Source organism: Pseudoalteromonas sp. S8-8, assembly GCF_000497875.1.
GTDB lineage: Bacteria > Pseudomonadota > Gammaproteobacteria > Enterobacterales > Alteromonadaceae > Pseudoalteromonas > Pseudoalteromonas arctica.
In genome coordinates this window covers 77,851-90,798 of sequence record NZ_AUTR01000013.1, presented here as the reverse complement: position 1 = coordinate 90,798, position 12,948 = coordinate 77,851, and the positions used below count along the sequence as shown (strand labels likewise).

At 40.5% G+C, this 12,948-nt stretch carries 12 protein-coding genes; 5 read left to right on the top strand and 7 right to left on the bottom strand.

Annotated elements, in window-relative coordinates:
* Positions 1–66: 66 nt before the first annotated feature.
* Genes L659_RS0103745 through cyaY form a run of 7 tightly spaced genes read right to left on the bottom strand, consistent with a single transcriptional unit; the run spans position 67 to position 8,704 of the window.
* A complete protein-coding gene (locus L659_RS0103745; RefSeq protein WP_024589656.1) occupies positions 67–2,754 on the bottom strand; it encodes a CHASE domain-containing protein in 2,688 nt (895 codons plus the stop codon).
* 51 nt (positions 2,755–2,805) lie between these two features.
* Positions 2,806–3,915 (bottom strand): heme biosynthesis HemY N-terminal domain-containing protein, encoded by a 1,110-nt coding sequence (locus tag L659_RS0103740; protein WP_024589655.1) that lies wholly within the window; start codon positions 3,913–3,915, stop codon positions 2,806–2,808.
* Positions 3,912–5,753 (bottom strand): uroporphyrinogen-III synthase, encoded by a 1,842-nt coding sequence (locus tag L659_RS0103735; protein WP_024589654.1) that lies wholly within the window; start codon positions 5,751–5,753, stop codon positions 3,912–3,914. Before L659_RS0103735 ends, L659_RS0103740 begins: the two co-directional genes overlap by 4 nt.
* The gene (hemC, locus tag L659_RS0103730) at positions 5,754–6,692 is read right to left on the bottom strand and encodes a hydroxymethylbilane synthase (protein WP_010554568.1); all 939 of its coding nucleotides are present in this window, start codon (positions 6,690–6,692) and stop codon (positions 5,754–5,756) included. It abuts the gene before it with no gap.
* Positions 6,693–6,727: 35 nt separating this feature from the next.
* Positions 6,728–7,705, bottom strand: coding sequence for a DUF2914 domain-containing protein (locus L659_RS0103725; protein ID WP_024589653.1), 978 nt, complete (start codon positions 7,703–7,705; stop codon positions 6,728–6,730).
* A gap of 22 nt (positions 7,706–7,727) precedes the next feature.
* On the bottom strand, positions 7,728–8,384 hold the full coding sequence (locus L659_RS0103720; RefSeq protein WP_024589652.1) for an alpha/beta hydrolase: 657 nt from the start codon (positions 8,382–8,384) through the stop codon (positions 7,728–7,730).
* Positions 8,381–8,704: an iron donor protein CyaY gene (gene cyaY / locus L659_RS0103715; protein ID WP_002960979.1), complete on the bottom strand. Its 324-nt coding sequence runs from the start codon at positions 8,702–8,704 to the stop codon at positions 8,381–8,383. The genes L659_RS0103720 and cyaY overlap by 4 nt, the downstream gene beginning before the upstream one ends.
* 341 nt (positions 8,705–9,045) lie before the next feature.
* On the opposite strand from cyaY, the gene lptM reads away from it, so the two are divergent.
* The 5 genes from lptM to L659_RS0103690 all read left to right on the top strand — a co-directional run bounded on the left by lptM (position 9,046) and on the right by L659_RS0103690 (position 12,938).
* A complete protein-coding gene (lptM, locus tag L659_RS0103710; protein ID WP_024589651.1) occupies positions 9,046–9,240 on the top strand; it encodes an LPS translocon maturation chaperone LptM in 195 nt (64 codons plus the stop codon).
* Complete coding sequence (gene lysA / locus L659_RS0103705; protein ID WP_024589650.1) at positions 9,241–10,494, top strand: diaminopimelate decarboxylase; 1,254 nt, start codon at positions 9,241–9,243, stop codon at positions 10,492–10,494.
* A gap of 64 nt (positions 10,495–10,558) precedes the next feature.
* On the top strand, positions 10,559–11,389 hold the full coding sequence (gene dapF, locus L659_RS0103700) for a diaminopimelate epimerase (protein WP_024589649.1): 831 nt from the start codon (positions 10,559–10,561) through the stop codon (positions 11,387–11,389).
* Complete coding sequence (locus L659_RS0103695; protein WP_024589648.1) at positions 11,386–11,997, top strand: DUF484 family protein; 612 nt, start codon at positions 11,386–11,388, stop codon at positions 11,995–11,997. Before dapF ends, L659_RS0103695 begins: the two co-directional genes overlap by 4 nt.
* Positions 11,994–12,938, top strand: coding sequence for a tyrosine recombinase XerC (locus L659_RS0103690; protein WP_024589647.1), 945 nt, complete (start codon positions 11,994–11,996; stop codon positions 12,936–12,938). Before L659_RS0103695 ends, L659_RS0103690 begins: the two co-directional genes overlap by 4 nt.
* The last annotated feature ends 10 nt before the right edge of the window (positions 12,939–12,948 follow it).

The following is a 12,948-nucleotide window of genomic DNA, read 5'->3' as shown; positions in this document are numbered from 1 at the left end:
ATATGGTTTGCGTTAAGTTTAAGCGGTCATATGTCTGCTTTTTGTGCAAAAAATAACGTTACTTATTTATTTATTTGATAAATAATGCCAAAGAGTTTTAAAAAGCGTATTTGCATCAATAGGTTTGGTAATATAACTATTCATTCCAGAGGCTAATGCCTTTTTAACGTCATCGTCATGGGCGTTCGCCGATAGCCCTATTATGGGTAAATCAATTAACCCTAAATCACAACGAATTACTTTTGTTGCTTGGAGTCCATCCATTTTTGGCATCTGAATATCCATAAGAACAATGTCGTAGCTATTTTCGGTTAGCTTTTCTATGGCTTCAAAACCATCATTAGCAATATCGGCAATACACTCTTTTGTTTTTAAAATGGCACTGGCAACATGCTGGTTAAGTGGGTTATCTTCTACTAGAAGCAACTTATAGTTTGCGAATGATAAGGTACTTACATCTATTTCGTCGTATTGCTGCTGAATTTGCTCTGCCTTTGGTAAAGGCGATATAAGCGGCAAACTAAATGTAAATGTAGAACCTTTGCCTTCATAACTGACTAAATCAATTGCACCACCCATTAACTCAACCAGCTTTCTGCAAATACTTAACCCTAAGCCTGTACCACCATATTGACGTGAGGTTGAGCTATCGGCTTGCGCAAACGGTTTAAACAATTGTTTTTGTGCTTCACTACTAATACCAATACCCGTATCGTTAATACTAAAGTAAGTCATTTTTTTCGACTGCCAAATTTTCAGAGTGATCTCACCTTCCCCTGTAAATTTAACCGCATTATTGAGCAGATTCAGCAGCACTTGTTTTAAGCGGATTGGATCGGTATTAATGACCAAAGTTGATGTTTTATCAAAATCGAGACTTAACTTTATTGATTTAATGTCAGCTTCAAACTGAAGTAAATTAAGCATTTCATCCGCTAAACTCGCTACATTAATAGGCTCTTGCATTAAGTCTAGCTTGCCTGCTTCCATTTTTGAAAAGTCGAGCACATCGTTTAATACCCGCAGTAAAACACCCAGTGCTCCATCTGCTTGTTCAATGTAACTTCTTGCTTGTTGCCAATCATTCTGCTGCAGCGCTAAATAATGCAGCCCTTTTATACCGTTAATAGGGGTGCGGACTTCGTGACTCATGTTTGCTAAAAACTGTCCTTTAATATGACTCGCTTCATCTGCTTTTTGTTTTTCTTTGCGTAGTGTATGTGTTTGCTTGGCCACTTGTTCGCGAATTTGTATGTTTGTACCTGTAACTGAAATCAAAAATGTAATCAGTAACCACACAAACAACATACCTACTATTTGTGCAAGCCAATACATTAACCAAGACGTTCTAACTATTGGTTCATATAACTCGACCTGCCACATGCGCTTGCCAATCAACAATTGATATTCTTTAAATAGCGCCTGCGAGTTATCGGTATCGGCAATATAAATTGCCTGCTTTTTCCCTGGTATCGTTGTATCAAAAAAACTGGCTGAAATTGAGTTGTTGTGATCAAATAATAGTGTTTGCGATAAGCGTTTCAGGCTGATAATCGCTGCCACAAAGCCTTGAAAATCATCTTCGGTAGAGGACTCTCCAAAAACAGGATATAAAAAAAGTACACCGTGTTCGGCTGTATTTTGGACCAAGTTAATTGGCTCACTTAGTGCAAGTTCATTAAGCTCTTTCGCTTTGCTAAGCGCTGCACCTCTTACTTTACTAGAAGCTAAATCAAACCCTAAAACATCTTCATTACCTTTTAAGGGATATACGTACTTTACTGGAAAGTAATTACTACGAGTACCTGCAGGTTGCCAAGCTCCATCTAGTGACTTTTCTTTTATATATAGAGGTTGGCCGGAGGCTGGATTTTCATGTGTTTCAAAATCTGCGAGTTTATTTGCTGGTATATAAGGTATCCATTCAAATGCTAGAATTTCTTGGCTGTAGCCCAACTGCTTTGAAGTAAATTGTTTAAACTCTTTGAAATCCACGTCACTACTACTAGCAAAAAATGTAGCTAATAAGCCTAAATGAGCAGTAATACCATCAAGCTTTTGGCTTATAGCATTTTGCACAACAAGTATTTTGGCTTCTTGCTTTTGAATATCTTTTTCTTTTTTAACACTAGCAGCGCCATAAAAACTAACGCTAATCAGTATGTAAATTAATAGTGAAGGTAAAATTACCAACATACGTTGGCGTACTTGCGTGTAATTAAAGGCTGCGAGCATGAGTGGAGTAAATATAAGTACACCAATACTGTCGCCAATCCACCATGCTATAAAGTTATCAAAAATAGCATTGGTCGGAATCACATTATTCAATGCTAATAAGCTAGTTCCCACACCTGCAGCAATAACACAACATATTGGCCCCGCTACTATTAAGCTTTGAACACTGTGTTTTAAAGAAGATAAATCTAGCGGAGCCTTTATAACATTTACTATAATTTGACGACCAATCCAAGCCTGTAAAACAGAGGCTAAAGTGACGCAAATAGCTTGTAAAAGCACATTAAAATGAAGAATATCTACGGTGTTATCAAGGTGAATTAAGTTAGTACAGAAAGCACCAAGAATAAGGCCAATAAATGACTTACGTCCCCAAATTAAAAAGCTCGCTAAAGCAATTCCTGAGGGCGGCCAAGAGGCGACCGCATAGCCATCTACAGAAAGAAGTGAATTGCTAAAATACCCAGTAAAGAAGTAAGCACAAGCCAAGCTAAGGGTTAATATTAAAAACTTTCTCAATGCTTGTGCTCCTGAACTACAAAAAATGCTAAGTAGTTATAGTGTAGTCATTTATTGATATAAAACGAGCGCCTTTTCTGCTTGTGCACTATTTTTATAACTCAAAACAGCTTGTTCAGAGAACTGTTTTTTATTGTCACTATTCAGTGCTTTATCAAAAATTCTAGCTGCTAAGTCATAATCACCTTTAGCATTAGCAAGGCAAGCCAGCGCAAGTAATAGTGAATTATTTGAATCATCCTTTTTAAGGCGTTCTTGTATGTTTATTTGCAACTTAGGCGCATCGGCTGCTGTTGATTTACTTAATATATTGGCAAGCTCTAAGTGTTGCTCATTGTGCTTAACCATTTTAATTAAGTCACTTTCAATAACAGCCAATTGACCTGCTTGCGCCATTTGCATTAAATATGCGGTGTGGGCATGAGCTTGCAGCTTTTTAGGTAGCTGTTTATATTTTTCGCTCAGTTTGTCTGCATCTAACGCATTAAAGTAGGCACTAAATAACTGCGTCCACTGTGCATCAGTAAGTGCTTTTTTGCGCAGTAAACGCGGCAAAAAGTCTTCCAGCGCACTAAAGTGTTGTTGCTGTACTAATACTTCTGCATAAAGTTTTAACTCAAGTGCGGTGACTTTTTTAGCTTCTGCACTAATACGCATTTGTGACTCAATCGCGCTACTGTCGCCACTTGCCAACCATAGCTTTGCTACTTTTAATTGATGCTCTGGGCTTATTTCAAATAAACGCTCAAGTGCTTTATCTGTTTGATTATTAGCAAGCGCTGCTTTTGCAAGTAATGCTAAGCGAATATCTTCAAACTTATCTGGTACGCTATTACCCGATAAAGCCTGTTCTACGTGCTCGTAATCATCATTAATAGCACTCCACAGAGCCTGCTCAATAGCTACTTGTTTGCGCTCTTGGCTACGTGCAAAAAAGCCATGTTTAGTATTATGATAAATCGATAATAAGTAGCGGATTAGCTTATATGTTAAATATAAAACAACAGCGGTAATGACTGCCATTATACAAAACGATACTATCGTGCCTTCTATCGTCGTATTGTTAAATGAAATAAGTACATAACCTTTCTCATCTAGCACAAATGGAGTAACCGCTAGTACAACAACAATAGCTACAATTAAAATAATTAGCCCTATCATTGCGCCCACTCCTTAACCTTTTGTGTACTATTTAAGGTTATTTTTGGATTAAAATTAAGCTGCTCTTTTTCGAGTTTAGACAACGCTTTAAGTACCGTTTTGGTTGCATCATCGTCTTGCTTAAAGTACTCACCAACTAAACGTTTTGCTTCACTTAAGGCGCTAAAGAAAATACTCGCCTGCTTACTCATAAGTGCATCTTGTGCCTGAGTTATATTAAGCTTGATTCGTTGATTAATTAAATGGCGCTCTTGATCTGTAAGTAATGGCTCAATGGAAACACCTTCGTGCTGGCGAATAGTAATAAAGCTATCCACAATTTTATTCCAGCTATTACTCAGGTTTTGCTGCCAATCACTCACGTCATCACTTAAAGCATTTTCATCTATTGCAGCCGCTTCTTCTGGCAAGTTAACCGCATTAAAAACTAAATTATCAACGCTATTAAGTGCACTGTTTAGCTGTAAATAAATAGCCTCTGTTGCAACAGGTTTAAGGCTATCAAGTGTTTGTATGTCTTGCATAATAGCTTGGCGAACTTCAACTGTTCCTGGGTGTTCGCTAAGTAATGCATCTAAGCGCTTTAAAACAGCACTAGTGCCTTGGTAATCTTTTTCAGCCCATAGTTTAAATTCAGCCATACGCTGTAAGCTGGTTACTTCTTGTGGGTTTAAAGACGAGCCTTGTTGCTGCGCTTTTTGCAGGGCTGCTTTTAGCTCTTGCTGATTTTGAGCTGCACTTTCACTTAGGGTTGCGGCTACTTTTTTCTCACTATTAAACAGCGCTTGCTGCAAATTAGATTGCGCCGATTTAAGTGCTTGCAGCTCTTGAACGAGTAACTTATTTTGCTCGCTTAACTCATTAACGGCTAGGTTTCGCGCCTTACCAGCATTTAATTTTTGATAAAACTCGTATCCAACACCAGAGGCCACAATTAACGAAATAAGAAGCGCAAGTGCTGCAACCTTACTTACCTTTTGTTTGTTTTTTTCTGTCGTATTTTTTGTAGCTGCTGGCTCTTGCTTAGCTGATTTAGCTGAGGCCGTGTTAGCTATTGTTGGTGTGGCTTTTTCTGCCGTAACTGGCTTTGACTGTTCGCTCATGTTGCTACCTTGCTGATTTATGCAGGTAAACATAGCATTATCGCTAGCCCCTGCTGCAATGTGTATATTAGCCGAACTTACCTGTTGCAACTTTAAATAAGCGGCTATCCGCTCGCTTGCAACATAAAATCGGCACTGTTGTAACCATTGTAGTTGGTGTGCAGTAAGGCTTTTAAATATAGCATCAACTGCTGCATTACTTGTTATGACTATACCGTGTACATTCTGGCTTTTCCAGTGGTCTGTCCAGTTGGGGGTGATACTCTCTGTGGGTTCACGTTTGTACACAACACAATTATTTAAAAAAGCACCGCGCTCTTTCAGCGTTTTAGCTAACTCAGGGCGGCCACCTTGACCCTTAACTAACACTATATTACTGCCATCAACCTCGGCGAGTGATTTGAGCGCAAGTAACCCTTCTGAATCATACTGCTTTGGTACTGCTGCGCGCACACCAAATTGCTCATATATAATGTCGGCTGTTTGTTGTCCAACCGCATAAAACTGCGCCTTGGTATTTATATCGGGTTTTAATTGCGAAAGTGCACTGACTGCATCTTGCGATATAAATATTATTTTATCTGCATTTAACAGCGGACTAAGTTCAGTGCTGGAGGGTGTTAAATGCGTTATTTTTAATACCGGAAATAAAGACGCCTGATAACCCGCTTGCTCAAGTTGCTGTGCAAGGGCTGCGCCTTTTCCTTCGGGCCGAGTTATCAGAATATGTGTCATTTATGCGTCTCTATAAACTTCAGCTAATATTTTGTCTGCGCCTTGAGCTAGTAATTTTTTAGCAAGCTCAATACCTAGTTCTTCTGCGTCATTTACATGACCTGTTACTTCGTCACGTAAAATTTCGCTGCCATCAACAGCACCAACTAAACCACGCAAATGTACTTGCTCGCCATCAACTAATGCATAAGCACCAATAGGAACTTGGCAACCACCTTCTAAATAGCGGTTCATCGAACGCTCTGCATTTACGCGAATACGTGTTTGGGTATGCTCAAGTGGTGCAAGTAATGCTTTTGTTACTTCATCATCAATACGACATTCAATACCTACAGCACCTTGACCATTTGCCGGTAATGACACTTCTGGCTCAATGTAGTCAGCAATACGCTTACTCATTTTTAAACGAATAAGCCCCGCTGCCGCTAAAATAATAGCATCATATTGGCCATCATCTAATTTACCTAAACGCGTATTTACATTACCGCGCAAATCACGAATATCTAAATCAGGGCGAAGTGCTTTAATTTGGCACTGGCGGCGTAAGCTCGAAGTACCCACAATGGCGCCCTGTGGTAGCTCGTTTAAATTTGCAAAATTGTTTGATACAAACGCATCACGCGGATCTTCACGCTCACAAATAGTATACAGCTCTAATCCTTCTGGGAACTCTACTGGCACGTCCTTCATAGAATGCACGGCAATATCAGCTCGGCCATCTAACATGGCTTGCTCTAGCTCTTTAACAAATAAGCCTTTACCGCCAATTTTAGCCAATGGCGTATCTAAAATTATATCCCCTTGCGTCGACATTGGGACTAATTCTACGCGCACATCTGCATGAAAACGCTCAAGCTCTGCTTTTACAAATTCGGCCTGCCAAAGTGCTAAGGCGCTTTTGCGCGTTGCGATGCGTACTAATTTTGTTTTTTCTGTCATAGGGGTATCCAATTAATTACTGCGTTTAGCTAGTTTTAGTCAGCTAAAATTCTAAATTCTTTTTGGGCAATTAAATTGCCTTGCTCATCAACTACATCAACACGCCAATGGCCTGTCTGTGTGTCCATGATATTTTTTGTTGAGTACGTTCTGTAGCGAGGCGAAGTAACATTAAGTGTAATTTCAGCCATAGTTTCACCTTCAAACGACCAAACATGCTTAACTTGCTGGCCTTGAAGGTTTTTAATCTCACTAAAAAACGAAAGCCCTTCATCAAACTGACTTAATCTAATATCAGCAGCAAACACATTAGTAGGTTCACGCTTACTTACTTTGCGAGTAAGTACTGCACGGCTAATTTTACCTGTATCTATTTGCGCCCCCAATGCCACACTTGCCACTTGTGCTGTAGGTGAAAAACCTTCAGTGCCACTCAATGCACCATCATCACTTTCTAAATCTAAAAGTAAGTCGCTTTGACTGGCTGGCTCAGCTACGTTTTGAGCTTCTGCGGTTTCTTCTTGCACATCATTATCAAGGTTTGAGTTTAACTCTGTATTAATACTCTCACTTTGATCAATCACAATATCGTTGTTAGCTAATAAAACTGTATCAGTATTTACAAGATCCGCTTTATCAGGTGCATTAATTGATATGCTTTGCTCAACCTCATTCTGCGCAAATAATAACGGTTCAATGCTCGGTTGCGTTATCTCTGCGGGCTCGTTAGGAGTGTTGTTTACTGATGATTGAGGCTCAACATCCGTTACTTCAACGCTTGTCTGGTTTTGAGCGTTACTACTAAAGCTTAAAAATTGCTCCTGCTCATTTGGATGCTCACCTTGCTCTGCACTGGCTGACGTTGTTAAGCCATACACAACTGCTGCAGAGGTCATTAATACCAACATAGCAATACTCACAATACGACGCCAATTCCACTCGTAGCTTACCGTTGGTACACTCTCTTGTAGTTCGCGTTTAACATTTGCTTTAATAACTATTTTTTGACTCATATTGACCTCAGCGGTTCCAAAATTAGCTTAAACGAGCAATTAACCATTGGCGAATAGCTTGCAATTCTTCTGCGCAAACTTGGTGGGCCATTGGGTATTCTTGCCAGCTTACATCCATGTTATGTGCTGTTAATACTTCAAACGCACTTCTTCCCGCACTATGCGGTACAACGTTATCTTGGCTACCATGAGCCATAAATACGTTTAAATCAGTATGCTTTGCTTCATCAGTAAATTTTTGCGGCACACACATATAAGTAGAAAGCGCCATAACACCCCCAAGCTTTTGCTCAAAGCGCGGTGCTAAATGCAGAGACACAACACCACCTTGAGAAAAACCAGCTAAAATAATTTTATTAGCAGGTATGCCATTAGCAATTTCTTTATTAATTAACTCTTCTACCTTTGCAGCCGAATCCCTTACGCCTTGTTCATCGGCACGCTTATCTAATTCTATAGATTTAATATCGTACCAAGAGCGCATTTCCATACCACCATTTATGGTGACCGGTTGTACTGGCGCATGCGGAAAAACAAACCGTATACCAAGCTCACTTGGTAAATTAAGCTGCGGAGCTACGGGTGCAAAACCATCCCCAGAGTCACCTAAACCATGTAACCAAATAACCGTTGCTTTGTGCTCACTTTGGGCTGCATATTCTACAAATTCTAAACTCATAGTGATGATTGCCACTTAACTTCTTGGCCTGCTTGGCGAGTTGAGGCTTCATTTATAAACGCCCAAAATTCAGCGCCAGAGCGGTTATCAATCCATAACCCATCACGCATTTCAAAATGATGTCCGTTAAACTTAGTCGCAACCCATACTTGATGAAGAGGTGCTTGCTTATTAATCACTATTTTACTTTTATCAGGAAAAATAATTTCTAAAATACCTTGTGCCGATTCGTAATCTAAATCAGCTTCGCAATCATCAACCTGCTCTTCAATAGTGAACATAAGAGCTTCGGCTAATTGGTGATATTCGTGTTCAGTCATTGTTATTTCCTTTGCAGGCGAGCCGCCTAATATTGGGTACGTTTTAGCTTTGAATTAGCTTTAAAAATGTGCAGCTAGGGCCTGTTAACCTTTCAGGATTGAAATTTGTTCTATCTAGGGACGATTTAATCGCGGCGCGAGGTTTGTAACCTAGTGGACTAAGTTAAAACCGAGCAACAAAGAGTAAATCGTTCCTAGGACGAACCCAACGGGCAGCGCAAATTCAACCTCGAGAGATAAACAAGTCCTAGTGTAACAGGAATAAAATCATCCGCGAATAGCTGCATTTTTTAGATATTCTGTTACTCTGCGATTATAAAGCCAGCAACCGTATTAATCTAATGAAAGCGACACATACCTTACAATTAAAAAAACTATTAATAAGCACTGTACTGTTAAGCGCCTTAGCTGGCTGCGGACAAAGCGGTCCGTTATATTTACCAGAGCAACAAACAGAGCAAAACCAACCTCAAAATACAGCTAAACCAGCCACTACCGCTGAGCAAGCCAAAACATCGCAAAGTCAGGAGCAATAAATGGATTATTTTAACTACAAAAACAACCAATTATTTGCCGAAGACGTAAGTGTGGCAAGCATAGCGCAGCAATACGGTACGCCTTGTTATGTGTACTCGCGCGCCACATTTGAACGCCATTACTTAGCGTTTGCTAACGCCACTAAAAATCATAAAAGCTTGGTATGTTACGCCGTTAAAGCAAACTCAAATATAGCCGTGCTTAATATATTAGCGCGCCTAGGATCGGGTTTCGATATTGTATCCAAAGGCGAACTTGCACGTGTAATTAAAGCGGGAGGCGATGCTTCTAAAGTGGTTTTTTCGGGCGTGGCTAAAACAGCAGACGAAATAGCGTACGCATTAAAATTGGGGATTAAATGCTTTAACGTTGAATCAGCCTCTGAGCTTGAGCGTATTTCTGAAGTGGCTTGCGAGCTTAACTTAGAAGCACCTATTTCTATTCGCGTAAACCCCGACATAGATGCAAAAACACATCCGTATATTTCTACCGGCTTAAAAGAGAATAAATTTGGTATTGATATACAAACTGCTGTAAGTGTTTATCAACAAGCAGCGGCTTTACCTGGTTTAAAAATTATTGGTGTTGATTGCCATATTGGCTCTCAATTAACTGAAGTCAGACCTTTTTTAGAAGCCCTTGATAAATTAATGGCGCTTATTGATGAGCTAAAAACCAACGGTATTGAGCTAACTCACTTAGATATTGGTGGCGGTTTAGGCGTGCCATATAACAACGAGCAACCACCGCACCCAAGTGAATATGCAGCGCAAGTTACCGAACGCTTAGCTAACTACAAACACCTTGAACTTATTTTTGAACCAGGGCGCGCTATTGCAGCTAATGCAGGTATTTTAGTTACTCAAGTTGAATTTATTAAACAAAACCAAGACAAATTTTTTGCCATTGTAGATGCCGGTATGAACGACATGCTTCGCCCTGCGCTTTATCAAGCGTGGCAAAAAATCATTCCGGTATCAGTTCGCGACGACGAAACACCTACTCACAACTTTGATATTGTGGGTCCGGTGTGCGAAACCGGCGACTTTTTAGGAAAAGATCGTGAACTAGCGCTTAAACAAGGCGACTTACTCGCACAACGAAGTGCTGGTGCATATGGCTTTACCATGAGTTCAAACTACAACTCGCGCCCGCGTGTTGCAGAAATAATGGTAGATGGTCAGCAGCATCATCTTATTCGTGAACGCGAAACTATTGAAAGCCTTTATCAAGGTGAGAAAGTTTTACCATAAACGTTTTTGTCTACTAGCTGCTCTGTGGCATGATTAGCACAGAGCAAAACCGAATTAGAGCGCTATGTTAGTTAATTTTTCCAAAATGCACGGCTTAGGCAACGACTTTGTTGTGATTGATAACATTACACAAAATGTTTTTTTGTCGCGAGATCAAATCAAAAAACTGGCAGATCGCCATTTTGGCATTGGCTTTGACCAATTGCTAATGGTTGAAGCGCCATATTCTCCTGATCTCGACTTTCATTATCGAATATTTAATGCCGATGGTACCGAAGTAGAACAATGCGGTAACGGCGCACGCTGTTTTGCCCGCTTTGTACGTATGAAGGGCCTTACTAACAAGCATAAAATTACTGTGTCGACCAAGTCGGGCAACTTAACGCTCTACATAGAAAAAGACGGTCAAGTAACGGTTAACATGGGTCATCCAAATTTTGAGCCAAGTAAAATCCCTTTAAAAGCGAGCAAGCGTGAGCTTACTTATATTATTAGAACCGAAGAACACACTGTATTTAGTGGCGCGGTATCTATGGGTAACCCGCATTGCGTGCTAGAAGTTGACGACGTAACCACCGCGCAAGTTGATATATTGGGTCCATTACTTGAAAACCACGAACGTTTTCCGCAAAAAGCGAACATTGGCTTTATGCAAGTTGTATCGCAAGAACACATTAAATTAAGAGTGTGGGAGCGCGGCGTTAACGAAACCCTAGCCTGTGGCACAGGTGCGTGTGCAGCAATGGTGATTGGTCATATGCAAAATAAGTTATCAACAACTGTTCAAGTAGATTTACCAGGCGGTAGCTTACAAGTACGTTGGAGTGGCGAAGGTCACCCAGTACGCATGACTGGCCCCGCAGAGCATGTGTTCGACGGGCAAGTAGCGCTATGAGCGAGCTAAGTAAAGAACAGGTTATTGATTACTTACATCAACATCCTGATTTTTTGGTTCAGCACCCGGAGCTACTCGCACAACTTGAGCTGCAACAGCAAGCTCAAGGTGCAACGTCGCTGGTACATATTCAGCAACGCCAATTACGCGAGCACAACACGCTTTTAAAAAGCCAAATAGACGCCATGAGCAAGCATGCAACGCAAAACGAGCTTGTATATCGTTTGTTTAGCCAGTGCCATCGCCAGCTTTGGAATCATGACGATTTTGATACTCTTGCAAATAATCTACGCAATATAATTTGCTCAAGTGAAGATGTTAACGACTGCAAATTAGTAAAATATAATCCCGAGTACGACGAGCTTATTGCGCATCGCCTTACCCATTCTGGGCATTATTTAGGGCGTATTAATCAGCAAGAGCGCGAATTATTATTTAGTGAAGATACACAATCCGTCGCTATTTATTTAATTGGCGACACCAAGCACCCTATCGCTATTTTGGCGTTTGGTAGCAGTAACGTAAACCATTTTGAGCCCGCGCAAGATAACCTGTTTGTACTCGACTTTATAAACGCATTACACCTGCGGTTGCAAAAACTAGCATGAGTGACGATGCGCCTAATATTACCCAGTTAAGCGACAATTGGCGTACACCTATAACGCTATTTAGTGACTATTTAAAGTTTGAAAAACAATATTCAGCGCACACCGTAAACCAATATGTAAGCCAGCTTGGCTTTGCAGCACTTTATTTTAGCAAATTATGTGACGACTGGTTTGGCGTGCAAGGCGAGCATATTCGCCGCTACAGCATGGCACTACGCTCAAAACAATTAAGTGGCCGTACAATTAGCTTAAAGCTCAGTTGTATTCGCAGCTTATATAAGTTTTTAAAAGCAAAAAATATTGCCGAGCAATCGCATTACCATAATCCGGCTATAGGTATAAAAGGCCCTAAGTTTGCAAAGCCTCTACCTAAAAATCTCGACGTAGATCAAATGGCACGCTTGCTCGAAATACCCGACGACGAACCTCTCGCAATTAGAGATAAAGCAATGATGGAGCTTATGTATTCATCAGGACTGCGTATAAGCGAGTTAGTTGGCGCTAACATACAAGATATTAGTGCTGCCAATGGCGAAATTTTAGTGCGTGGTAAAGGCAATAAAGAGCGATTAATTCCGGTGGGCAAAAAAGCGTTAGATGCATTAAAAAAATGGCTCACAATACGCCCTCAGTTTGCAAAGCCCGATGAAATAGCAGTATTTTTAAGTAGCCAAAAAAACCGTATTTCTATTCGCCAAGTGCGCCTACGCATGCAAGAGTGGGGAATAAAACAAGGCATTAGCTCGCAGGTTCACCCGCATAAGCTGCGCCACTCGTTTGCGTCACATATTTTAGAATCATCTGGTGATTTACGCGCAGTGCAAGAATTACTAGGGCACAGCAGTTTGTCGGCTACACAAGTATATACACATTTAGATTTTCAACATTTAGCCAAGGTGTACGACAACACTCACCCTCGCGCAAAAAAACGAACTGATTAGGAAAATAAAT

What these genes read in the sequence shown, in the direction of transcription:
- dapF (WP_024589649.1), top strand. Translation starts at nt 10,559, where the DNA reads ATGTTAGTTAATTTTTCCAAAATGCACGGCTTAGGCAACGACTTTGTT.
- hemC (WP_010554568.1), bottom strand. Translation starts at nt 6,692, where the DNA reads ATGACAGAAAAAACAAAATTAGTACGCATCGCAACGCGCAAAAGCGCC.
- cyaY (WP_002960979.1), bottom strand. Translation starts at nt 8,704, where the DNA reads ATGACTGAACACGAATATCACCAATTAGCCGAAGCTCTTATGTTCACT.
- lptM (WP_024589651.1), top strand. Translation starts at nt 9,046, where the DNA reads ATGAAAGCGACACATACCTTACAATTAAAAAAACTATTAATAAGCACT.
- L659_RS0103725 (WP_024589653.1), bottom strand. Translation starts at nt 7,705, where the DNA reads ATGAGTCAAAAAATAGTTATTAAAGCAAATGTTAAACGCGAACTACAA.
- L659_RS0103720 (WP_024589652.1), bottom strand. Translation starts at nt 8,384, where the DNA reads ATGAGTTTAGAATTTGTAGAATATGCAGCCCAAAGTGAGCACAAAGCA.
- L659_RS0103695 (WP_024589648.1), top strand. Translation starts at nt 11,386, where the DNA reads ATGAGCGAGCTAAGTAAAGAACAGGTTATTGATTACTTACATCAACAT.
- lysA (WP_024589650.1), top strand. Translation starts at nt 9,241, where the DNA reads ATGGATTATTTTAACTACAAAAACAACCAATTATTTGCCGAAGACGTA.
- L659_RS0103740 (WP_024589655.1), bottom strand. Translation starts at nt 3,915, where the DNA reads ATGATAGGGCTAATTATTTTAATTGTAGCTATTGTTGTTGTACTAGCG.
- L659_RS0103690 (WP_024589647.1), top strand. Translation starts at nt 11,994, where the DNA reads ATGAGTGACGATGCGCCTAATATTACCCAGTTAAGCGACAATTGGCGT.
- L659_RS0103735 (WP_024589654.1), bottom strand. Translation starts at nt 5,753, where the DNA reads ATGACACATATTCTGATAACTCGGCCCGAAGGAAAAGGCGCAGCCCTT.